The sequence below is a fragment of the Bradyrhizobium diazoefficiens USDA 110 genome (assembly GCF_000011365.1).
GTDB classification, from domain to species: domain Bacteria; phylum Pseudomonadota; class Alphaproteobacteria; order Rhizobiales; family Xanthobacteraceae; genus Bradyrhizobium; species Bradyrhizobium diazoefficiens.
The window spans coordinates 8,756,681-8,777,073 of the sequence record NC_004463.1; the positions used below are offsets into that span (position 1 = coordinate 8,756,681).

21 protein-coding genes are annotated in these 20,393 nt (G+C 64.4%); 9 read left to right on the plus strand and 12 right to left on the minus strand.

Features of this window, described 5'->3' with window-relative positions; genetic code table 11:
- The first annotated feature begins 295 nt into the window (after positions 1–295).
- The gene (locus BJA_RS40480; RefSeq protein ID WP_011090697.1) at positions 296–754 is read left to right on the plus strand and encodes an Rrf2 family transcriptional regulator; all 459 of its coding nucleotides are present in this window, start codon (positions 296–298) and stop codon (positions 752–754) included.
- The gene (locus BJA_RS40485; RefSeq protein WP_011090698.1) at positions 751–1,464 is read left to right on the plus strand and encodes a class I SAM-dependent methyltransferase; all 714 of its coding nucleotides are present in this window, start codon (positions 751–753) and stop codon (positions 1,462–1,464) included. Before BJA_RS40480 ends, BJA_RS40485 begins: the two co-directional genes overlap by 4 nt.
- 223 nt (positions 1,465–1,687) lie before the next feature.
- Here the strand turns inward: BJA_RS40485 and BJA_RS40490 are convergent, their stop codons facing one another.
- A complete protein-coding gene (locus BJA_RS40490; RefSeq protein ID WP_011090699.1) occupies positions 1,688–2,320 on the minus strand; it encodes a DUF2865 domain-containing protein in 633 nt (210 codons plus the stop codon).
- Between the two features lie 260 nt (positions 2,321–2,580).
- Between BJA_RS40490 and BJA_RS40495 the strand changes: the two genes are divergently transcribed.
- The 4 genes from BJA_RS40495 to BJA_RS40510 all read left to right on the plus strand — a co-directional run bounded on the left by BJA_RS40495 (position 2,581) and on the right by BJA_RS40510 (position 5,779).
- Positions 2,581–2,730, plus strand: a complete 150-nt coding sequence (locus tag BJA_RS40495) for a hypothetical protein (protein WP_162494168.1) — start codon at positions 2,581–2,583, stop codon at positions 2,728–2,730.
- 85 nt (positions 2,731–2,815) lie between these two features.
- The gene (locus BJA_RS40500) at positions 2,816–3,277 is read left to right on the plus strand and encodes a hypothetical protein (RefSeq protein ID WP_011090701.1); all 462 of its coding nucleotides are present in this window, start codon (positions 2,816–2,818) and stop codon (positions 3,275–3,277) included.
- Between the two features lie 183 nt (positions 3,278–3,460).
- Positions 3,461–4,483, plus strand: a complete 1,023-nt coding sequence (locus BJA_RS40505; RefSeq protein WP_063921560.1) for an LLM class flavin-dependent oxidoreductase — start codon at positions 3,461–3,463, stop codon at positions 4,481–4,483.
- Positions 4,484–4,750: 267 nt separating this feature from the next.
- Positions 4,751–5,779 (plus strand): alpha/beta hydrolase, encoded by a 1,029-nt coding sequence (locus BJA_RS40510; protein ID WP_011090703.1) that lies wholly within the window; start codon positions 4,751–4,753, stop codon positions 5,777–5,779.
- A 265-nt stretch (positions 5,780–6,044) separates the two neighbouring features.
- On the opposite strand, the gene BJA_RS40515 is transcribed toward BJA_RS40510, so the two are convergent.
- From BJA_RS40515 to BJA_RS40525, 3 genes are all read right to left on the minus strand, one after another.
- Positions 6,045–7,088 (minus strand): zinc-binding dehydrogenase, encoded by a 1,044-nt coding sequence (locus BJA_RS40515; protein ID WP_011090704.1) that lies wholly within the window; start codon positions 7,086–7,088, stop codon positions 6,045–6,047.
- A 13-nt stretch (positions 7,089–7,101) separates the two neighbouring features.
- Complete coding sequence (locus BJA_RS40520) at positions 7,102–7,767, minus strand: class I SAM-dependent methyltransferase (protein ID WP_028175493.1); 666 nt, start codon at positions 7,765–7,767, stop codon at positions 7,102–7,104.
- 277 nt (positions 7,768–8,044) lie between these two features.
- Positions 8,045–8,701, minus strand: coding sequence for a glutathione S-transferase (locus tag BJA_RS40525; RefSeq protein ID WP_038966091.1), 657 nt, complete (start codon positions 8,699–8,701; stop codon positions 8,045–8,047).
- A 116-nt stretch (positions 8,702–8,817) separates the two neighbouring features.
- Here BJA_RS40525 and BJA_RS40530 point away from each other — a divergent pair, with 116 nt between their 5' ends.
- Both BJA_RS40530 and BJA_RS40535 read left to right on the plus strand, forming a co-directional pair.
- Entirely contained in the window at positions 8,818–9,381 is a 564-nt protein-coding gene (locus tag BJA_RS40530) for a TetR/AcrR family transcriptional regulator (protein ID WP_011090707.1), read from the plus strand.
- Between the two features lie 189 nt (positions 9,382–9,570).
- Entirely contained in the window at positions 9,571–11,865 is a 2,295-nt protein-coding gene (locus tag BJA_RS40535) for an MHYT domain-containing protein (RefSeq protein WP_011090708.1), read from the plus strand.
- Between the two features lie 171 nt (positions 11,866–12,036).
- Here the strand turns inward: BJA_RS40535 and BJA_RS40540 are convergent, their stop codons facing one another.
- The 8 genes from BJA_RS40540 to BJA_RS40575 all read right to left on the minus strand — a co-directional run bounded on the left by BJA_RS40540 (position 12,037) and on the right by BJA_RS40575 (position 19,848).
- Positions 12,037–13,275, minus strand: coding sequence for an efflux RND transporter periplasmic adaptor subunit (locus tag BJA_RS40540; protein WP_011090709.1), 1,239 nt, complete (start codon positions 13,273–13,275; stop codon positions 12,037–12,039).
- Positions 13,276–13,277: 2 nt separating this feature from the next.
- Complete coding sequence (locus BJA_RS40545; protein WP_011090710.1) at positions 13,278–15,641, minus strand: ABC transporter permease; 2,364 nt, start codon at positions 15,639–15,641, stop codon at positions 13,278–13,280.
- A 4-nt stretch (positions 15,642–15,645) separates the two neighbouring features.
- On the minus strand, positions 15,646–16,353 hold the full coding sequence (locus BJA_RS40550) for an ABC transporter ATP-binding protein (RefSeq protein ID WP_011090711.1): 708 nt from the start codon (positions 16,351–16,353) through the stop codon (positions 15,646–15,648).
- A gap of 106 nt (positions 16,354–16,459) precedes the next feature.
- Entirely contained in the window at positions 16,460–17,653 is a 1,194-nt protein-coding gene (locus tag BJA_RS40555; protein WP_011090712.1) for a methionine adenosyltransferase, read from the minus strand.
- Between the two features lie 57 nt (positions 17,654–17,710).
- The gene (locus tag BJA_RS40560) at positions 17,711–18,127 is read right to left on the minus strand and encodes a hypothetical protein (RefSeq protein WP_236842151.1); all 417 of its coding nucleotides are present in this window, start codon (positions 18,125–18,127) and stop codon (positions 17,711–17,713) included.
- A 49-nt stretch (positions 18,128–18,176) separates the two neighbouring features.
- Entirely contained in the window at positions 18,177–18,851 is a 675-nt protein-coding gene (locus BJA_RS40565; protein ID WP_038966090.1) for a methyltransferase family protein, read from the minus strand.
- A complete protein-coding gene (locus BJA_RS40570; RefSeq protein ID WP_038966089.1) occupies positions 18,851–19,105 on the minus strand; it encodes a DUF2933 domain-containing protein in 255 nt (84 codons plus the stop codon). The genes BJA_RS40565 and BJA_RS40570 overlap by 1 nt, the downstream gene beginning before the upstream one ends.
- 86 nt (positions 19,106–19,191) lie before the next feature.
- Entirely contained in the window at positions 19,192–19,848 is a 657-nt protein-coding gene (locus BJA_RS40575) for a Spy/CpxP family protein refolding chaperone (RefSeq protein ID WP_038966088.1), read from the minus strand.
- Positions 19,849–20,033: 185 nt separating this feature from the next.
- Here BJA_RS40575 and BJA_RS40580 point away from each other — a divergent pair, with 185 nt between their 5' ends.
- Positions 20,034–20,276 (plus strand): hypothetical protein, encoded by a 243-nt coding sequence (locus BJA_RS40580; protein ID WP_028175482.1) that lies wholly within the window; start codon positions 20,034–20,036, stop codon positions 20,274–20,276.
- Positions 20,277–20,393: the final 117 nt, after the last annotated feature.

The window sequence follows — 20,393 nt, forward strand, 5'->3', positions numbered from 1 at the left end:
TTTGCGCCGACGTTGACCCGTCGGGCAAGACAGGAGCAGGATGGCATCGTCGGGCGCCTGGGATGAGCAAGCCTCCGGCGCCACTCCGTATCGATATCGTCAAGCTTCACACAGCGTCCCGCGCGCGAGCTTTTTCGCGCCTGTTCGACGCGCTGTGAGGATCATGCTCCAAACGATAGTCGAACCAGTCCATCGATTGGAATCCAATCTACACGCCGGGCGATGAGCGCTCGCTCCGTACCGCACACACCGACACCCCTTGACCTCGGCGCCATCATGTAACATATAAAGTTACATGAAACGAGACAGCCGTCTATCCGGCGTGCTCCATGTCCTTCTCCACATGGCGCAGCAGCCTGGCCCCTTCACGTCCGAGACCCTGGCGAAGGCGATGGACACCAACCCGGTGGTGATCCGGCGCATCATGGCGGGCCTCAGGGACCTCGGTTACGTCCGCTCCGAGAAGGGGCATGGCGGCGGCTGGACGCTGGCCTGCGACCTGTCGAAGGTGACGCTGCGCGACGTCTACACCGCGCTCGGCAATCCCCCGCTTCTGGCAATGGGCAACCGGACCGAGGCGCCGGGCTGTCTCGTCGAGCAGGCCGTCAATGCCGCCCTGGATCGGACCTTTCAAGATGCCGAGGCGCTGCTGCTGTCGCGCCTCGGTGCAGTGACGCTGGCGATGCTGGGCGATGATCTGCGCAAGCGGCTCGGGGCCCGCAAGGTCCGCGACATCAGCGCGCATCACGCGTGATCGGCTCCGTTCAGCAAGGCAACCTCATGACCGACATTCAAGCCATGTTCTCCGATCCGCATGCAGTGGCGAAATACACGGAAGGGCCGCCGCGGTTCGTTCCCGGCTACAATTCCATGCTGTCCATGGCGGCGATCCTGCTGGCCGAGCGCGCGCGTGAAGACGCGCGAATCCTCGCCCTCGGCGCCGGAGGCGGCCTGGAGTTGAGAGCCTTTGCGCAGGCGCAGCCGCGCTGGACCTTCGACGGTGTGGACCCCTCGGCGGCGATGCTCGATCTCGCGCGGCAAACGTTGGGCCCGCTCGCTTCGCGCGCGCATCTCCACCGGGGCTATGTCGACGCTACCCCGGAGGGGCCGTTCGACGGAGCCACGTGCCTGTTGACCCTGCACTTCGTCGATGCCGCGGAACGGCGTCGCATTGCCTCCGAAATCCGCCGCCGCCTCAAGCCGGGCGCGCCCTTCGTGATCGCTCATTTCAGCATCCCTGATCGCGACGATGAGCGGCCGCTGTGGCTATCGCGATATTCGGCGTTCCTGGCCGCATCCGGCGTCGAGCCGGACAAGGCGGCTGCCGCGCGCGACGCCGTCACCAACCATCTGGAGATCCTCACGCCCGCGCAGGATGAGGCAATTCTGCGGAACGCTGGCTTCTCCGAGCCGACCCTGTTCTACGCCGGATTCACCTTCCGCGGCTGGGTGGCATACGCCTGAGACGTCACGCTTCGTCGACACGGCGCGCATTCATGCAAAGCCGGGACCCGCCGGGACGTGCAGACATGATCCCTTAGCCCGCGAATGAGGCGGTGTCCGTTCTGCCTTCAAAACCAGACATGGCCAGTACGCTCCTGCGAGTCGGCAAAGGGCCAACAACGGAAGAAGCTCTGCAAGAGGTGATCGTCGGACATTGATTGCAACATCAATCCGCATCTACGCGCTAGTCGCGCGCGGGCACCGGCTTCCGCGTGATGGTCGCCGCCGGAAGCGGCGTGAAATCCGGGTTCTGGTCGTTACCGACCCGTATGCCGGAATAAGCGACGAGCCCGTCAGCGGTGGCGACCGCGTCGCCCGAGCGTAACGAGCCGTCCATCGCGAGATCGACTGATGCAAGACCGGCGGGGCTTTGGCCGTTGCAAGTGCAATCGGCGCGCAGCGCCTTCCGATAGGCAAAGGCGTTTTCGCTATCGGCGTAGCGTTCGCCGGTTGCGGCATAGGCTCTGTCAATGCTGGAGCCGAAGAAAACTTTGGTCGGGCTTGCCGGACAGAAGGCCTTACACATCTGCGCCGGCGAGGCCGCGCCGCGCATCAGCGGAAAATATTTGCCGTCGCAACTGCGCACGCAGAAGGCAGGTCCCGCGCTTACGACGACCGGCCGCGGCGGTGGTGATTGCGGATCAAAAGACGAGGTCGGCTGCTGTTGCTTCTGGCCGCCACCGAAAAAGAAATCAAGCAAGCCTTCGGCCGCACTCATTTCGGGCGTCAGCGCCACGGGGCCAACGATGGCGACAGCAACAAGCATGCGGCGCAGCTTGCGCTGAAAGCACGATTCGGTACGCATCGCTTGCTCCACCGGACGCAACGAACTCTCTTCAGCACAAAGAGCGCTTGCGGCAATCGTGGATACGAAACGCGCTCTAAGCTGGGCGCAGAAGGGGAAAGAAATAGGCGAGTGGGCACGGCAAGCGCCACATTTCGGCCGTTATGGGACGCCGTGGGAGCAGTGATCCCCGGAGTTCGCGCCGCGTTGAAACCGACCGAAGTCCGGTTCGGGTCAAAAGCAGCGGTCGTCCAATCTGTCAGGCGGTGTCCGGCCTCCCTCAAACCGCAGACATGACGATCGCTCATGTGGCGCTCGGCTCGGGGCCACTGACAGACCATTTTCGCGTGACCAAGTACGGTCTGCTCGCGGAAGCCGACGTGAGCGGCGGCATTACCGGCACATGCGGGAGCATCACCGACGTTAACCCTGTCGGCAAATGATTTGTCGCGAGTCGGCAGCCGTCGACAAGTTGCCTCATTGGCGCGGAGAATTTTCAGCGGCACGAATCTGGGTCAGAGGCGCATTATGCTGAGAATGGCGTTGTTGGGCCTCCTCATCCTGTTGAGTGTAGGAATGCTGTCGGCAATGGAGCTGAGAGCGCCACCGCGTCGCGCGGCCGCGATCGTGCAGCCGCTTGCCGAGCAGGACGCGGGCACTTCTGCTTCACACGACGCCCTGGCGAAGGCTGACCGCCTCGACGTTGCCGCTGTGAGCAGCGCGATGCCGACACAGACTGCTTCGGTGGAAGACCGCGTTGCTCCGCCAGAAGACGCCCATATTGGCTCGTCCGAGCCGGAGCCGATCGTCCGTCATCGGCACAATCCGAAAAAGATCGCGACCGCTGAACGTCCCAAGCCGAAGGCAACCGCTGTCAAGCGAACTGCCAACTTCCAGCGCTCAAAGGCCGCAAGCAATGCGGAGCCCTGTCGGCTCAAGGCGTTTGGTGGCTTGCGCAAGGCATTGAATTTGACCGGTTGCGACATCTGAGGACGCTTCTCGGGTGGCCGATTGAAGTTGAGCGATCCGAGTTCGTGGCCCGCTATCGGGCAGCAGTCCAGACCGCGCCTAATCAGTTTCCCCAAAGGGGGCTTACGGGTGCACACCCCGTATTGCCATCTTTCCTCCGATCGACGTCTCGCAAACTCTTCCGATCATCCATATGTTGCCCCCATGAAAAAGATCGGATTTCTGTCCTTCGGACACTGGACGCCCTCGCCGCAGTCGCAGACGCGCTCGGCGGCGGACACGCTGCTGCAATCGATCGAGCTTGCGGTTGCGGCCGAACAGCTCGGCGCGGACGGCGCCTATTTCCGTGTGCATCACTTCGCGCGCCAGCTGGCCTCGCCCTTTCCGCTGCTTGCCGCGGTCGGCGCCAGGACCAGCACAATCGAGATCGGCACCGCCGTGATCGACATGCGCTACGAGAACCCGCTCTACATGGTGGAGGACGCGGGCTCCGCCGATCTCATCGCCGGCGGCCGGCTGCAGCTCGGCATCAGCCGCGGCTCGCCCGAGCAGGTGATCGACGGCTGGCGCTATTTCGGATACCGGCCGGCCGACGGCCAGAGCGATGCCGACATGGGCCGCCGCCATGCCGAGGTCTTTCTCGACCTGCTCCGCGGCGAAGGCTTTGCCGAGCCCAATCCGCAGCCGATGTTTCCGAACCCGCCGGGGCTGCTGCGCCTCGAGCCGCATACCGCCGGCCTGCGCGAACGGATCTGGTGGGGCGCCGGCTCCAACGCGACCGCCGTGTGGGCGGCGAAGCTCGGCATGAATTTGCAAAGCTCGACGCTGAAGAACGACGAGACCGGCGAGGCCTTCCATGTGCAGCAGGCCGCGCAAATCCGCGCCTATCGTGCCGCGTGGAAGGAAGCCGGCCACGCCCGCGAGCCGCGCGTGTCCGTCAGCCGCAGCATCTTCGCGCTGATGAACGATCGCGACCGCGCCTATTTCGGCGGGGAGCGCGGAGGCGAAGACCAGATCGGCTTCATCGACCCGCAGACGCGGGCGATCTTCGGCCGCTCCTATGCGGCGGAGCCGGATGTGCTGATCGAGCAGCTGCGGCAGGATGAGGCGATCGCGGAGGCTGACACCTTGCTGCTGACGATCCCGAACCAGCTGGGCGTGGCCTACTGCGCGCATGCGATCGAGGCGATCCTGACGCACGTTGCGCCTGCGCTCGGCTGGCGCTGAGAGATCTGGCGAAAGCCGTGCATCGCATGTCGGCCAATTCGCCACCGTTGATCTGTTGACCCAATGCGTCAGGGGCGTGTCGGCTCATCATTGATGGGCAACCGCCACCCAGGCGTTGGAACTTCGTCGCATCGCTCGCAGACCGGCGAACGGACGCCATGACACGCGACCTGCCAGGACGCTGCTCCGCCGTCTTCTCGCCCCCATTGTCGTTCAGGGAGCTAGGCGGGGCGGCGCTATGGTGGGCATAGTTCCCAAAGGTTCCGCGTGATCGTCCGACATCTTCTACAACGCGACTCTCATCATTCCCTTTCGCGCCGCGCGCTCCTGCGCGGGCTTGTCTCGGCAGGCAGCACTCTCGCGCTGGGCGGATGCGCAGGCTTGGGCGCGACCGGCGCGCGCTACGACGCGTCGTCCCTTTCCGTTGATCCCACACTGCTCGTCGCCACCACACGAAAGCCCGTGAAGGGCGGCCGCACGAAACCCTGGTTCGGGCCGGAGCGGGCGACCGCAATGACGGTCGCTCGGGCAAGGCTGGTGGCGCCGGACGAGAGCCGACTTTCTCTCGCCTCGGTCGGACTGGGCGATTGGCGCCTAGATCAGGTCGAACCGGTGCAAGCCGAAATTGGCGATCTCCTTGCGCAGGGCGGCGCGGGAGGAGACGTGCTGATCTATGTGCACGGCTTCAAGCAGACATTCGAGACGGCCGCGCTCGACGCCGCCCATCTCTCCGATGGGATCAAGTTCCGCGGCCGGACCATGGTGTTCTCCTGGCCCTCCAAGGCAGGATTGTTCGACTATGCCTATGACCGGGACAGTGCGATGTGGTCCCGCGACGATTTCGAACGCGTGCTCTCTTCCCTCGTGTCGACGTCAGGCGGCGGCCGCGTGCACATCGTTGCGCACAGCATGGGGACAATGCTGACGCTCGAGAGCCTGCGTCAGCTCTATGCGCGATACGGCGACACCGTCACGAGCAGGATCGGGACGGTCGTGTTTGCCGCACCCGATATCGACATGGACGTGTTCACGTCGGCGATCCACCGCATCGGTCCGCTTGCCGGCAAGATCACCGTGATCGCCGCGACGAACGATCGCGCTCTGGCTCTGTCGGGACAAATCGCGGGTGGAATGACCAGGGTCGGCGCCGCCGAGAAGGCTGTCATCCAGCGGCTCGGCGTGCGCGTGGTCGATGCTTCCCAGGAAGGCTGGAGCATCATCAATCACGATCTGTTTCTATCGAGCGCGGAAGTGCAGCGGGAGATCCGCCGTTCGATCGACAGTACGGCCGCGTAAGAGCGTGCACTTGCGGCGCATCGTGGACTTCCCGATGGACGCGCCGACTTCTTCGCCGGCTTCATGCGCTCGGCGCAGGGAGACTATCTGCAGGCCTTTATGATCGCGGGCGCAACGCGGATCGTCGCGGCCGTGCTGTCGCTGATGATCGGCCGGCGGCCGGTGCAACCCGCGCTCGCCACGGCCTTGTCAACGCCATCCGCGCCTCGCCACCAGAGGACCGGGTAGGATCAGTCGTTGGTGTGATCGGCATCGGCCGCGGCGTTCAGCTGATGTTTAGCAAGATCCGCCCTGACGTGCCGCTGCGCATCAAATCCAGCGCGTCGTTGATGTCATCGAGCGCGAACTCGTGGGTCACGATCCCGCGGTAACTGACCTTGCCGGCTTCGTCGAGCCGGACGAGACGCGGGATGTCGCGCGCCGGCTGGCACTGCCCGCCTTCCGAACCCTTCAGCACCTTCTCGAAGTGCAGCGGCAGCGTGTAGATCTCGACCTTGTCGCGGGGAACACCGACAAGGATACAGCGGCCCTTCTTCGCGGTGACCTCGTAGGCGAGCTCGATCAAACGGCTGACGCCGGTGGTCTCGACGACCTTGTCGGGCCCGTCAGGCCCCGTGATGGACCGAACCTCGGCGGCCAGATCCTTTACCGCGTCGGAGTTGATGGTGTGGGTGGCGCCGAACTGCCTCGCCATCTCCAACTTGTTGTCGAGGCGGTCGATCGCAACGACCGGATGGGCGCCGACCATCGCGGCAAATTGCACGATGTTCAGCCCGACGCCGCCGACGCCGAACACGAGGACGGCCTCGCCGATCGCGACCTGCGCGTCGTTGTTGACGACGCCGAGGGCGGTCGTCACCGCGCAGCCGAGCAGCGGCGCGCTGCTGCGATCGATCGAGGGGGGAACGGGCGTGACGCGATTTTCCGACACCACGGCATATTCGTTGAAGGTGGTGACCCAGCCCGCGTTGAGTCGCTTGCCGTGCCAGGAATAGACCGGCGTATTGGACTGGATGCCCTTGCCCGGCCGCCAATGCATGACGACGGTGTCGCCCTGCTTGCACGAGACGACGCCGGGCCCGGTTTCGACGATGGTCGCCAGCGCTTCGTGCCCCAAGAGGTGCGGCAGGAACTTGTCGGCGCCCTTGACGGCGTCGATCTCGTTGATCTGTGCGCCGCAGATGCTCGACGTGTGCACGTGCGCGAGCACCTGGCCGTGTTCGAGCGTATCCGGCAAGGTGAACTCGTCGACGATCAGCGGCTTGCCCGACTCGACGAGAATCGCAGCCTTCGCGGTCTTGATATCCATGAGGCGCGCCCGGTCACTCGAAATAGATGAATTCGTAATCGCCGGTGTAACCGAGCTTTCCGTACAGCCAGATCCATTCGGAGGTGTGGAGGATGGACTCCGCCGTCAGCGCCCAGCATTCGAGGTTGTGCAGCTCGGCAACGGTCCGGTAGCCCTCGACCATGACGTATTTGTTCTTGCCGACCCGCTCGATCTCCTTGAGCGCCGCATCGAGCTCGTAGAGCCTGAGATTGTGCAGCGTGCCGAGCGAGATGACGAGGTCGAAACTGTCGTCGCCATAGGGATAGACGTCCTGGGCGCGATAGTTGAACAAATACGGCCGCACCTGCTCATGCGAATTTGCAAGACCGTGCTTGGAGATATCGAAGCCGACGACCTTCAAGCCCGGCAGGATCTTTTGCATCTCGTACAGCAGGAAGCCCTTGCCGCAGCCGACGTCGAGCACGCTGGACCCATCCTTCAGGCCATAGGTCTCGATCAGCGCTTTCGCGACCGGCGCCCAGCGCCCGTCGATGAAGCGGTAGCCGCCATAGCCGAAACGGCGGTCGCCATCCCAATAATCGGCCTCGTATTCCCGCGCCTTCAGCGAGCAGCCGATCTTGTCGTCGTTCATGCGCCCCATATAGTCGCGCTTGGTCGCAGTATGCAGTGGCGTCACGATATTCAGTAGTCGTCCCATCAAGTCCTCGGATTCCATCACGCGCTGAGATTGTCTTGACCGGCCTGGGGAGCCTTGCGACGTGACCTGCGAATCACCCTAGCATTTGTGCTGCAGGTGATCGTTGTTTCAGATCAATGATGGTGCGGCAGCCCCATCCACAACGTGCAGATGCGCACGGCCGGCGTCAGCCGGTCAAGGATCGAAGGATTCCTCCGCTTCACTGAGAGCTTCATCGATGGGACAAGTTCGGACCCGCCTGCTTCTGCAGGCATTCGCGGGTAGCGCGGACCCGATGTCAGGCGGACGCTTCGGCCGGCTCCGACATCGTCACCCGGTTCTTGACGCTGGGGCGCTCCTGCATCCGGGCGTACCAGGCGCGAAGTGCCTCGCACTCCGCAGGCACCGGCAGCTTCAGGAGCTCCGCAAAGATCAAGCCGCCGATGACCGTGATGTCGGCCATCGAGAAGGCCTCGCCGGCGACGAATGGCTGCTGCTTCAGAATGCCGTTGAAGTAATGCATGCCTCTGACGGCCTTGTCGCGCTGACGCAGGCCCCACTCGGCGTTCTGATAGATCTCGACCTCGGGCCCAAGCCCCGGCGTTGCGTGATGAAAGTACACGCTGATCGCGTCGAGCAGCTCCAGCTCGCCGCGCTTGCTCATCATGTGGATCACGCCCTTTTCGCGCGGCGTCCTGCCGGTGAGCACGGGAGCGCCGTCGAGCGCGTCGAGATATTCGGTGATGGCGGTGCATTCGCCGATGAAGGTGCCGTCGTCGAGCTCGAGCACCGGCAGCGTGCCCGAGTAGTTCTTGGCGAGGAACTCGGGTTTCTTGTGCTCGCCCTTCCACAGGTTGACCGACACGAACGTGACGCGCGGCCGCAGATTCTTCTCGGCGATGGCGATGCGAACGCGGGCCGGGTAAGGGCCGGTGGCCCAATCATGAATCTTCATCGATAAACCTCTTTGCTTCTCTCTACCTGCCACTTGGTAGACATTTATAGCCTTCAAAACCCGGCGGTCAAAGCCTATCTGTCACTTGGTAGATAACGAAGCGGTGAGGCGGCGACATGAGTACCAGCGCACGGGAAGCCATCCTGGCGGCCGCCAGACGCACCGCACAGGCGCACGGCTATGGCGGCCTGAACTTCCGCGATCTCGCCGCTGAGGTCGGCATCAAGGCCGCGAGCATCCACTATCATTTCCCGAGCAAGGCCGATCTCGGCGCAGCGGTCGCCAGGCGCTACTGGGAGGACACCGCGGCGGCGCTCGAAGCCATGCTGGCGGAAACCCCGGATCCGCTGCGCTGCCTGCACCGCTATCCCGACGTCTTTCGCAAGGCGCTCGAGAACGGCAACCGCATGTGCCTGTGCAGCTTCATGGCTGCCGAGCATGACGACCTGCCGGACGCGGTGAAGCGGGAGGTGCAGGCCTTTGCCGATGTGAATGTCGCCTGGCTGAGCAAGGTCCTGGCCGCTGCGGCTCCGAGCAGTTCCGGGGAGAGCGAACGGCGCGCCCGGGCGATCTTCGCCGCGATCGGCGGCGCCCAGCTCCTGGCGCGGAGCCGCTCGGATCTGTCGCTCTACGACACCTTGATCGACAGCTACCGCGCGGCCGGTCTGCTGCCGGCCTGACGGATGGTTCCCGCGGGCCGGGGCGATGACACCATGAGAGTGGCGGCACCGCAGGATTGCGTGCACCATGGCGGTCGATTCGAACGTCGTGGACGCCTGCGGCGCCTGTCTTGGTGCCGCGGACGATTTCGGTGTCGGGGAGGACCTCATGCGTAAGCCCGAACGCAACTTCGGCTAGCGTTGGCCGAAATGCATCATCATGCGGCTTCTCACGATCCCGTTCTGGTCGCGCTATCGATTCTGATCGCGGCCCTCGCCTCCTATACGGCGCTGGACCTGGCGACCCGAATGCGAGCTGCTTCGGGAAGGGCCCGCCGATCCTGGCTGGTCGCCGCGGCGATCGCCATGGGCGGCGGCATCTGGTCGATGCACTTCGTCGGCATGCTGGCCTTCAGCCTGCCTGGAATCGAAATCTCCTACGATCCATTCCTGACTCTGCTCTCGCTCGTCATTCCGATCGTCGTCGCCGCTGCCGCCTTTGCCGTTGTCGGACGACGCCCGCAGGCGCTGCTCGCATCCGGCTTCGCGATGGGACTTGGCATCTCCGGCATGCACTATACCGGCATGGCCGCGATGCGGATGGCGGCCCTCATCCAATACGATCCCCGATGGGTCGTGCTCTCGATCCTGATCGCGATCAGCGCCTCGATCGTGGCGCTCTGGCTCGCCTTTCGCAACACCAACGCGGTGCAGCGGCTGTTCGCGGGCCTGGTGATGGGCCTTGCGATCTCCGGCATGCACTATGCCGCGATGGAAGGCGTCATGTTCCTGCCGACGAGCGCCATGGCCCGGCCGGCAGGCCATCTCGGCGTCGGTCAGGCGCCGCTCGCGTTCCTGCTCGCCGGCATCACCATCATGATCCTGAGCATCGGCATCGCGGCGGCCGTCTATGACAGGGCATCGGCGGAGCGCGCCCAACGCGAGGCCGCCGCACTGAGGCGCAGCGAAGAACGCTTTCGGCTGCTTGTCGAAGGCATCGCGGACCACGCGATCTTCATGCTCGATCCGGACGGGCGCGTGGGCAACTGGAATCTCGGCGCGCGCCGGCTGATGGGCTATGGCGACGACATCGTCGGGACGAGCTACACCATTTTTCACACCGAGGAAGATTGCGCGGCCGGGGCGCCCGCGCGCGCGCTCGTTGAAGCCGAGCGGGAGGGGAAGTCCGCCATAGAAGGCTGGCGGGTGCGCAAGGACCGCAGCCGCTTCTGGGCGGAGGCAACGATCGTCGCGGTCCGGAACGACAGCGGCGCAATCGCCGGCTTTGCGAAGATCGTGCGCGACGTCAGCGAACGGAGACGGGCGCAGGAAGCGCTGGACCGCGCGCGCGAAGCATTGATGATGTCGCAGAAGATGGAGACCATCGGCCAGCTCACCGGCGGCGTGGCCCACGACTTCAACAACCTGCTCGCGGCCGTTCTCGGCAGCCTCGAACTGCTGAAGAAGCGCCTGCCGACGGACGATCCGAAGATCCTGCGCCTGGTGGAGAACGCGATGCAGGGCGCGGTGCGCGGCGCCTCCCTGACCCAGCGCATGCTCGCTTTCGCGCGCAAGCAGGATCTCAGGCCGGCGGTCGTCGACGTCCGTGAGTTGGTGCGCGGCATGGCGTCATTGCTGAAATTCGAGGCCGGAATTGATGTCGAGACGCGGTTCCCGATGCATCTGCCGAAGGTGAAGGTCGACGCGAACCAGCTCGAACTGGCGATCCTCAACCTGGCGGTCAACGCGCGCGATGCGATGCCGGACGGCGGCCAGATCACCATCGCCGCACGCGAGGAGCAGGGCGAAGGCGGCCTTTCGAGCAGCGGCTATGTCGCGCTCTCGGTGAGCGACACGGGCTGCGGCATGAGCGACGAGATCCTCAAGCACGCCCAGGAGCCGTTCTTCACGACCAAGGGCGTCGGCAAGGGCACCGGGCTCGGCCTGTCGATGGTCCACGGACTCGCCGAGCAGTCCGGCGGCAGGCTCGTCTTGAAGAGCCGTCCCGGAGAGGGCACGACGGCCGACATCTGGCTGCCGATCGCCGAGGAGACCGCGGTGCCGGACCTGCGCATAGCGGCTCCGGCAGCCGTAGCCCGGCCCAGCCGGCAGCTTTCCGTGCTCGTCGTCGACGACGACCTCCTGGTGCTCGAGAACACGGCAGCGATGCTGGAGGATCTCGGGCACGTCGTGGTCGAGGCGCGCTCGGGCGATGAGGCGCTGGCCTTGCTCCGCCGCACCCGCACCGTCGACCTGGTCGTGACCGACTATGCCATGCCCGGCATGACCGGCCTGCAGCTTGCCAACGCCATCGCAGCGGAGCGCCCGGAGACGGTCATCCTCCTCAGCACGGGATACGCGGACCTCCCGAGCGACACGCGATCCAGCCTGCCGCGCCTGGCAAAGCCGTTCGACCAGGCCGCACTTGCGAAGGCGATCGAGGCGGCGATGGGCGAGGAAGAGCCGGCCGGATCAGTCGTCGCGTTTCGGCCGAAGAGCGCATGATTGCCTGATGATGAACGGCGCGCCATCCAGAATAAAACTGCGAACTCGTATGTTATTGAAGTGACCATACAACTTATGGCGCACCCAAACACGACCCACTGCAGATGGCGCCAGCCTTCTGGAGCACGGAGACTGCTCGGCTGCGGCCACACGAGGTATCAAGGCACGAGCTCAGGGCACCTCCCGCTGTCCGATTCTCCCGCCACTCACAATCCGATCGCTCGGATGCACTACGACCCGATCGCCGACAGCCAGTCCAGAGATCACCTCAGCCACGTGTCTATTGCGGTGACCGATCTGGACCGGCTCGAGCCGGGCATGCCCATTCTCGTCGGCAAAAACGGCCCACTGGTCACCTTTTCGGAACAAGGCACTCACCGGGATGGTCAATGCATCGGTGGCGCTCCAGGTGGTCACATGGACGACCACCCGGTAGTCGTGGCCAAGCTGGGACCACACTTCGGGCGGATCCACGAAATCGATCGTCACCCGTACCCGCTGCTCCTCAATGCCTAGCGCCGACACCTTCAGGAAGCCCGCGGGGTCCACGCGCACGACCTTGCCCTTGATCGGGGCCCCGCCCCAGCCGTCGATCCGGACGGGCGCGCCAACCTTGATCTGCACGGCGTCGGTCGAGAGCAGGTCGGCCACGACCTCCAGATCGAGCGGGTTGCCGATATCGACGAGCGGCGTCCCTGGCAGGACCGTCGCCTCGCTGTCCTGGACGATCTTCAGCACCCGTCCGCTCGCCGGCGCGAGTACCCGGACGCAACAGGTCGGCTCCCCCGACGGGGCAGCGTTGGCTGGATCCATCAACCGGGCAGCCAGGCTGGTGCGTACCGCACGCCGCATGTCGACCTGAGCCTTGGCGCTCGCCAAGGCGGCCTCGTTCGTGGCCACGTCGAACTTCGCCTTATCGAAGGCCTGGGCCGAGGTGGACTGCGTCCGCAACAGCGTCTGCGCCCGCTGGAACTCGGTCCTGGAAAAGTCCAGCGCCGCTCCGATCCGCTGTACCTCGGCTTCCTGTTGCTGGATGGCTGCGTCCGCGGCCGCAACTTCCGCCTGAAGCTGGTCGCGGGAGCGCACGTCGATGAAGCCCGGCAGTGTCGGCTGCATCAAGGCGATGACGGTCTGGTTGGCGACGACCTCGTCGCCGACGTGAAGCGACGGCCCCTGCTCGCCGAACGGATGCGAAATCCTCAGGACCTTGCCTGCGATGGGCGCCGAGACGGTGTAGACGTGGCGGACGCGCGTCTTGCCGTCGTCGTCCGCCGTGACTTCGATCGGGCCTTTCGCGACGGTCGCGAGATCGACCAGAACCGGCCGGGGCCATGCGAACCACGCCAGTCCGCCCGCGATCCCGGCCAGGGCCGCAGCACCGATGATACGTTTGGTCCAGTTTGCCGACATGGCTAGTCTCGCGTCTTGAGGACCGCCACGAGGTCCAGTTTATCGATGCGTTCGCGGATGACCACCGCGGAGGCGACAGCGGCCAGCACCACCACGGACGTGGCGAAGACGTAGGTCGAATGCTCGACGACAAGGCGGACGCGCATCAGTTCTCCGGCCAGGTTCGTCTTCATGACCCACGCGAGCCCGTAACCCATCGCCCATCCGGGCGGTTGTGCGATCAGCGTCAGGATGGCGAGCTCAAGCAGGAGGATGCGCAGAACCTCGCCGCGCGTGAAGCCGAGGACGCGCAGGCTCGCCAATTCCCGCGCCCGCTCCGACAGCGAGATCCGGGCGTTGTTGTAGACGACGCCGAACGCGATCACGGCGGCGAGCCCGGTGTAGATGCTCGCCATCGTGGTGATGAGCAGCGCGACCGTCTTCCGAAAGTTGGCCAGCGAGACGCGCTGCAGCGCCACACCGGCGACCGTCGGCATGGACTTCACGGCCGCGTAGAAGTCCTCCTTCCGGTTCTCGTCGAGGCTGAGGTTGACGCTGGTGACGACGGGGGCCTCGCGCATGACCTGCCGAAGTGCGTCGATATCCATCATGCCCCTGATGCCGAAATAGTCCTCGACGGTGGCCACGACCGGCATCGTGACGGTATGTCGGGCGCCCTCGAGCAGATCGAGCTCGACGGTATCGCCGGCCGCGACCCCAAGGATGTGGCCGAGCATGCCGGAGATCGCGAGGCCGGTCTCCGGAAGCGCGACCGGCCGGAGGTCGACGTCGATGATGCGCCTCAGGTCGGCACCGGCGGGCCGGCCGCTGATCGTGATCCGGCGCTCGACGTTGCCATGGCGGATCCGGACGGGCACCTCGCGGAACGGCTCGGCGGCGAGAACGCCGGGCAGCCGGTTCACCTGCTCCACGACATTCTCGATCCGCTTCTCGACGAAGCCGATGGTCGCGTCCTGCCGGTCGGCGAGGAAGTAGGTCACGTCGATCAGTTGCTCCATCGTGTCCCGGGTAAACAGCGAGACGACCAGGATCGCGGTGGCCAGCGCCATCCCAAGCGCCGTGAACGCGGCCCGGACCGGGTGTCGCGCGATGTTGCGGATCATCATCAGCGTCGGCTGCGACACGACTTCGTCGAGCTGAATGCTCGCCGGGAGCAGCCGCCGGTACACCGGAGGGGCCGGCGGTTGCATGGCGACTGCGGGCGCCAGCTTCACGACTTCGCGCAGCGCCCGCAACGCGCCGATCGCCGCGGCGGCAGCGCTGAGCGCGCCGGCGATCACATACAGATCCGGCGCCTTCGCGAACACCAGGAACGGGAAGTGGAAGAAGTCGCCGAACAGCCCCGTGACGCGCAGTCCCAGTAAGGTCCCGACGATGCTGCCCAGGACGATTCCCGCCGCCACGATCATGGCGACGAACTTGAAATAGTGCAGAACGATGCTGCCGTCCGTGTAGCCCAATGCCTTCAGGAGGCCGATCTGCTCGCGCTCCAGAGCGACCAGCCGGCTGAGGGTGAGATTGACCAGGAACGCGGATACCAGAAGGAAGATCGGCGGCAGCGTGCGGCTCATGTTGTTGAGCATGTCGAGTTCATGATCGAGCCAGGCGTGCGAGGTCTGGTCCTTCCGCCCGTGGGCCGCCTGGCCGCCGTAGGGATCGAGCAAGGCATCCAGCTGCAAGATGACCTCGCGCTCGGCGGCGCCGGGCTGCAGCTTGACCGAAACTGCCGAAAAGGCGCCGTCGAGATCGTAGACGCCTGCGAGCGCCTTCTCCGACATCCAGACGATGGCGAAGCGGCGGTCGTCCGGCATCAGGTCGCCCGGGCCGACCGTGTAGACGAACTCGGGGGACAGGGCCGTGCCGACGATGACGAGCTCACGCTTCTTGCCGTTCAGAATGGCCGAGAATCGCGCCCCTTCGGAGAACCCATGCGCTCGCGCGAACGGCTCGTTAACGACGACCTCCTCTGTCCGCCCCGGCTCCGGAAGCCGTCCGGAACGGATGTACAGCCGATTGAGGTGCGGCTCGGCGTTGTCAGGTAGGGATACGAACTGCCCACTGGCCGGTTCGGAAAAGCCTGGGATGTCGAGCAGCGCGAGCTTCGCGATGCGCGCGTCGACGGCGGCGACACCGGGGATTTCCGCGATCCTGCCGGCGAGGGCCTTGGGTGCGCGCTTCGCCTGGGCGAACACGTCGCCGAAGCTGTACCGTTCGTAGTACGCGATCCGCGTCTCTTCGAGAGACCGATGCGAGCCGACGGCGAGCACCAGCGTGGCGACGCCGCCTCCGACGACCAGCGCGATGGCGAGGACCTGCGCCCACATTCGCCTGACGTCCCGGAACAGCTTGATGTCGAGCGCCCTCATGCCGTCACCAGCTGAGTTCGGCCGCTTCGCGACGGGTCTCGTTCCTCTGGATCCTGGAGATGCGGCCGTCGGCGAAGAACAGCACCCTGTCGGCGACCTGCTGGATGCTGGCGTTGTGCGTGATGATAATTGTCGTGGTGCCGAGCTGTCGGTTGACGCCGAGCAGCGCTTCGATCACGCGAATGCCGGTCTTCGAATCCAGCGCCCCGGTCGGCTCGTCGCAGAGCAGCACCGCCGGGCGTTTCGCGATCGCGCGGGCTATGGCCACGCGCTGCTGCTCGCCACCGGATAGCTGCGCCGGAAAGTGATGCATCCGCTCCTCGAGCCCGACCAGAGCGAGGGCGTCGGCCGGCCGCATCGGATTTTTGGCCACCTCGGTGACCAACGCCACGTTTTCGTAGGCGGTGAGGCTCGGCACCAGATTGTAGAACTGGAAGACGAAACCGACGTGGTCGCGGCGATACTTCGTGAGCTCGCGGTCTTCGAGATCGGTCAGGTCGATATCCCGGAAGAACAGCCTGCCGCTGGTCGGCCGGTCGAGACCGCCCATGATGTTGAGCAGGGTCGTCTTGCCGCTGCCGGAGGGGCCGAGCAGCACGACAACTTCTCGCTCAGCGATCTCAAGATCGACATTGTTGAGGGCATGGACCGCCACCTCGCCGGAGACGTAGGTCTTGGTCAGAGCCGTGGCTGTGAAGACGGATTGGGTCATTGCGTCTCAAACAGTGTGAGCAGTCACTCTCCGCCTTTGAGGCTCCCCTGGATTGATTTAGATCAGGCAGCTCGCTGAATTCGCTCGGTTTTCTCAAAACAGACGCTCAGTAGACATGAGTTGCTCCGGCGACGAGCTCGCCGACCAGTTCCGGGATCCTGCCAAGGTGATCCGATACAATCTCCGCACCTCGCTCTCTTAGCTCCTCCGGGGGAACGCCGTCCTTCGTCGCCAGCCTGAGATGAACGAGATCCGGCATGGACACCGGCGCACCGATCCGGCTGACGATGAGGCACTGCGCTGCGGAGACCTCCGGAATGGCGCTGACCAATGTCTCAGCTACTCGCTTTGCCAAGATGTTGTAGATCTTGCCGACGTGGCTAACGGGGTTCTTGCCGGCGGCAGCCTCCAAGCTCATCGGCCGCCAAGGTGTGATCAGGCCATTGACGCGATTGCCCCGACCGACCTGCCCGTCGTCGCCAGCCTCCGCTGAGGTGCCGGTCACGGTCAGATAGATGCTATCGGACGCCGCATCATCAGCAGCGTTGACGGCCACCTCGCAATCCCTAAATCCGTGCTCGCTTGCGCGTTCACGGACGTACTCGGCGAGCGCCGCCTTTTGTTGCAGATAGCTGTCCATGTCGTTAAGAAACCGCCCGATCATGGCGCAGGCGATTGTCAGCTTGACGCCCTCTCCGCTTCGGACAGCCATGATTTTGATGTCTTCACCCCAAGCCGGATGGTCACGCGCGCGATCGCGGCCGTGAATTCCCTGTTCGATTGCGAGCACGAGGCGTTCGAGCGCACTGAGCGGTGCGTGACCAACTCCGAAAGACGTATCGTTGGCAAGCGGAATTTGCCTTGCGCTCCCCCGAGAGAACAGCGATTGCAGGTCCTGCGAGCCCTGATGAACCAGGGCCTCGATACGGACGTGACGATCGGCGTCCAGCGCATGGAGATTGGCCTTCAGCCAGGCCCTTGAGCCCTCGATGGCAATGTCCTCGACTGGAATCGCTTCGTTTCCGACGTTGGTAACGGCCCGTCCTGCCAGGAGGATTCTGATCGGATCGGTCACCTTTCCGCCGTTGAAGGTAGGCATTGCCCTGCCGCCGCACAGTAGCGCTTTGTCGACATTGTAGTGCAGCACATGGCCGAATCTGCGCAGGTACTCGCGACAGAGATTGCGGGACAGCGTCTCGGCAAGGGCATCGCAGATCGTGTCCGGGTGACCGGCTCCCTTGCGCTCGACGACCTCCACGTCATCGCGATTGTCAAGCTGCGAAAGGACAAGATCAAACATCGGTGTAACCAATCGAAACAGAGGCGGTCAGCCCTTTTCCGCACCATAAGGACCGGTCTACCGGCGATGGTCGTACTTGAATTGCAGGGCAGCCGGACTCGCGCCGGTGCGCTCGACAGTGAGCTTCACGGTGTAGAGATCAAATCCGGGAAGGTCGAAGAAGCCGCCATAGGTCGTGGTGCCCGAGATCTGCATTGGCTCAAGCTTCTTCTTGGCGCCGGACAAGCCCAATCCTGATACTTCCGCAGTCACGACGGCATCAGAAATACGCGCGCCGCTTGCTGCATCAAAGACGGCGGCAACGACGTGATATTCATGCGGCCCCTTTGGGGTGCGCCCGTGCATCGGTCGTTCGGTGGTGGAGCCCGACGGGAGGCCCTTCACGATCTCGGCCGGCACGATGCCCAGGTAGACCGTCACTCCTCCTGCCGTTTTTGAGAGGTCGGTGTCCGCAGCGGTCGCTATGCCGATCAAGCAACCGGCCAGCCAGAGGCCTCCGAGCAGAGCGCCGACCGCCCGCCGGCTAACCATGCCGATATCCTCCAGTGGACTCAGTGCCAAAGACCCGGCTCAACTTCGGAATGAATCCCGGCACATCGGCCGCATATCTGACATAGGCGTCTCCGAATTCTGCTCGGGCATCCTGCTCCTCCGTGTGAGCCAGCCTGACGTACATCACGGTCAGCACCGGGAACATCGCGAGCGTCAGGATCGTCGGCCATTGCAGCAGGAAGCCGAACATCACCATGATGAAGCCGACGTATTGGGGGTGGAGAACGTAGCTGTAAGGCCCGCTTGTGGCGAGGCTTCGGGTCTGCTGGGCATCGTACAGCACCCTCCAGGCCGCGGAAATCAGGACGAAGCCCGCGCCGATGAAGATGAAGCTCAGGATGTGGAACGGTCCGGCGTGCGGATTGGTCTTCCAGCCGAACATCATCTCGAGCAAGTGCCCGGCGTCATGGGAGAACCAATCGACGTTCGGGTAGTGCGACTGCAGCCATCCCGAAAGGAAGTAAATGGTGAGCGGGAAGCCGTACATCTCCACGAACAGCGCCACCAAAAATGCGCTGAAGGCGCCGAAGGAGCGCCAGTCGCGGGCGGTCTGCGGCTTGAAGAAGCTGTAGGCGAACAGGATGAAGACCACCGAATTGACGATGACGAGGCTCCAGAGACCGTAGGCGGGCGCGGTGTCGTGCATCACGCGCTCCTTGGATCGTTGGGGCGGCCGCCGCCATGGTGGTGACCGTGTCCGCCATGCATGAAGAGGTGCATCAGCGGACAGGCGAGAAGCGGAAGCCAGATCAACAATCCGAGCACGTGGGCCCTGTGCTCGGTGAACAGGAGTGCGCCCGCGATGACCAGAAATCCCACCAGGACCAGGCCGGCCTTGGCCTTGACCGACAAGCCCTCTCGAGGGCGCTCTCGATACCCGGAATGATCCTGCAGCGACATCTGCACGCTCCTATGGCGCTTGATAGCTTAGAGGCGCGGCTGCCATCATTGTTGACGCAGATCAACGGCACGAGTCCCGCAGGGCCTCACTGCATCGGCTTGCCGGGCTGCATTCCCATGCCCATCATGCCTCCGCCCCGCATCGCCGGCATCATGCCCATCTGCGGCGCGAGCAGTTCGTCGGCGGTCTTCTTCTGCTCGTCGGAAAAGCTGCCGACGAGATTGGTCAACGCGGATTTCATCGCGCGGGTAGCTTCGAGCCGCGCGGACAGCCATTTCTCCTGCCAGGTCAGCCGGTCTACCAAAGGCTCGGTGCCGGCCTGTGACATCATCGAGGTTCGCAGCTCGCCGAGGGCCTTGGCATTCGCGCGCAGCGCGTCTGCAAACGCGTTCCAGGCCGGCGCCTGGGCGTCCGTGATCTTGAGCTCGGTCCGGAGGAAAGCGATCCGCCCCTCCACGCGATCGATCGTCTCCATGCCGTCGCCGGACTGTCGCATCATGCCCATCATCCGCATCATGTCCGACATCGGCATGTTGCCGCCCATCATGTTCATCATGCCGCCGCTGGTCATGCCCTGGGACGGTCCGGTGCCGCGCGGCGGCTCCGGAGCCGCGGGCGCCTTGGCTGCCGGCGCCTCCTTCTGGTCAGGATGATGACCCTGGTGCTCGGCAGGCGATTGCGCGAACGAGGGATTGCTGAGGATCGTGAGCAGCAAAGCTGCCGCAAGCGTGGGGCTTCGCATCGTTAATCCTCGTGAGATCTGGCATTTGGATGGATTGTGACGATCGCCGCCTGATGCGAGTTGATTCACGTCAACCAAAGCCGCGGTCGCGACAGGATTACCAAGTGTTCATTGCTTGCAATCCCTCAAAGCGGAAAGCCCGGCTGCGCCTCATGATGGCGGGTCCACAATCCGGGAGAACGGACATGATCACGAAGAAGCTCTTGGCTGCGATCGGCATCGTTTCCCTGTTGGCGGTGCCGGCGATGGCGCAGACCACCGACAAGGAAAAGAACGGCCATCATTACAGCGGTGGTCCGAAGACCGAGGTCCCCCACCACATGGGCAAGAAGGAGACGGTCGGCGTTTCGAAGGACGGCGCGTCCGGTGGCCATCACTACACGGGCGGCCCCGCTTCGTCGCCGCACCACATGGGCGACAAAAAGTAATAAGGATCGCGCCCGTTCTCGCGGCGGCAACACCGCCGCGGCGGGCTTCTCGGTTTCGGCAGGTCGGCTCGGCCGGCCTGCCGTCAGCCGACCACCCGATCTCCGACGAATCGACGA

Bases quoted from the DNA above. Each gene is read 5' to 3' on its own strand.
- BJA_RS40580 (WP_028175482.1), top strand. From the start codon at position 20,034: ATGATCACGAAGAAGCTCTTGGCTGCGATCGGCATCGTTTCCCTGTTG.
- BJA_RS40500 (WP_011090701.1), top strand. From the start codon at position 2,816: ATGCTGAGAATGGCGTTGTTGGGCCTCCTCATCCTGTTGAGTGTAGGA.
- BJA_RS40515 (WP_011090704.1), bottom strand. From the start codon at position 7,088: ATGGATATCAAGACCGCGAAGGCTGCGATTCTCGTCGAGTCGGGCAAG.
- BJA_RS40570 (WP_038966089.1), bottom strand. From the start codon at position 19,105: ATGTCGCTGCAGGATCATTCCGGGTATCGAGAGCGCCCTCGAGAGGGC.
- BJA_RS40495 (WP_162494168.1), top strand. From the start codon at position 2,581: ATGACGATCGCTCATGTGGCGCTCGGCTCGGGGCCACTGACAGACCAT.
- BJA_RS40540 (WP_011090709.1), bottom strand. From the start codon at position 13,275: ATGTCGGCAAACTGGACCAAACGTATCATCGGTGCTGCGGCCCTGGCC.
- BJA_RS40565 (WP_038966090.1), bottom strand. From the start codon at position 18,851: ATGCACGACACCGCGCCCGCCTACGGTCTCTGGAGCCTCGTCATCGTC.
- BJA_RS40550 (WP_011090711.1), bottom strand. From the start codon at position 16,353: ATGACCCAATCCGTCTTCACAGCCACGGCTCTGACCAAGACCTACGTC.
- BJA_RS40520 (WP_028175493.1), bottom strand. From the start codon at position 7,767: ATGGGACGACTACTGAATATCGTGACGCCACTGCATACTGCGACCAAG.
- BJA_RS40535 (WP_011090708.1), top strand. From the start codon at position 9,571: ATGCATCATCATGCGGCTTCTCACGATCCCGTTCTGGTCGCGCTATCG.
- BJA_RS40545 (WP_011090710.1), bottom strand. From the start codon at position 15,641: ATGAGGGCGCTCGACATCAAGCTGTTCCGGGACGTCAGGCGAATGTGG.
- BJA_RS40480 (WP_011090697.1), top strand. From the start codon at position 296: ATGAAACGAGACAGCCGTCTATCCGGCGTGCTCCATGTCCTTCTCCAC.
- BJA_RS40530 (WP_011090707.1), top strand. From the start codon at position 8,818: ATGAGTACCAGCGCACGGGAAGCCATCCTGGCGGCCGCCAGACGCACC.
- BJA_RS40575 (WP_038966088.1), bottom strand. From the start codon at position 19,848: ATGCGAAGCCCCACGCTTGCGGCAGCTTTGCTGCTCACGATCCTCAGC.
- BJA_RS40555 (WP_011090712.1), bottom strand. From the start codon at position 17,653: ATGTTTGATCTTGTCCTTTCGCAGCTTGACAATCGCGATGACGTGGAG.
- BJA_RS40525 (WP_038966091.1), bottom strand. From the start codon at position 8,701: ATGAAGATTCATGATTGGGCCACCGGCCCTTACCCGGCCCGCGTTCGC.
- BJA_RS40505 (WP_063921560.1), top strand. From the start codon at position 3,461: ATGAAAAAGATCGGATTTCTGTCCTTCGGACACTGGACGCCCTCGCCG.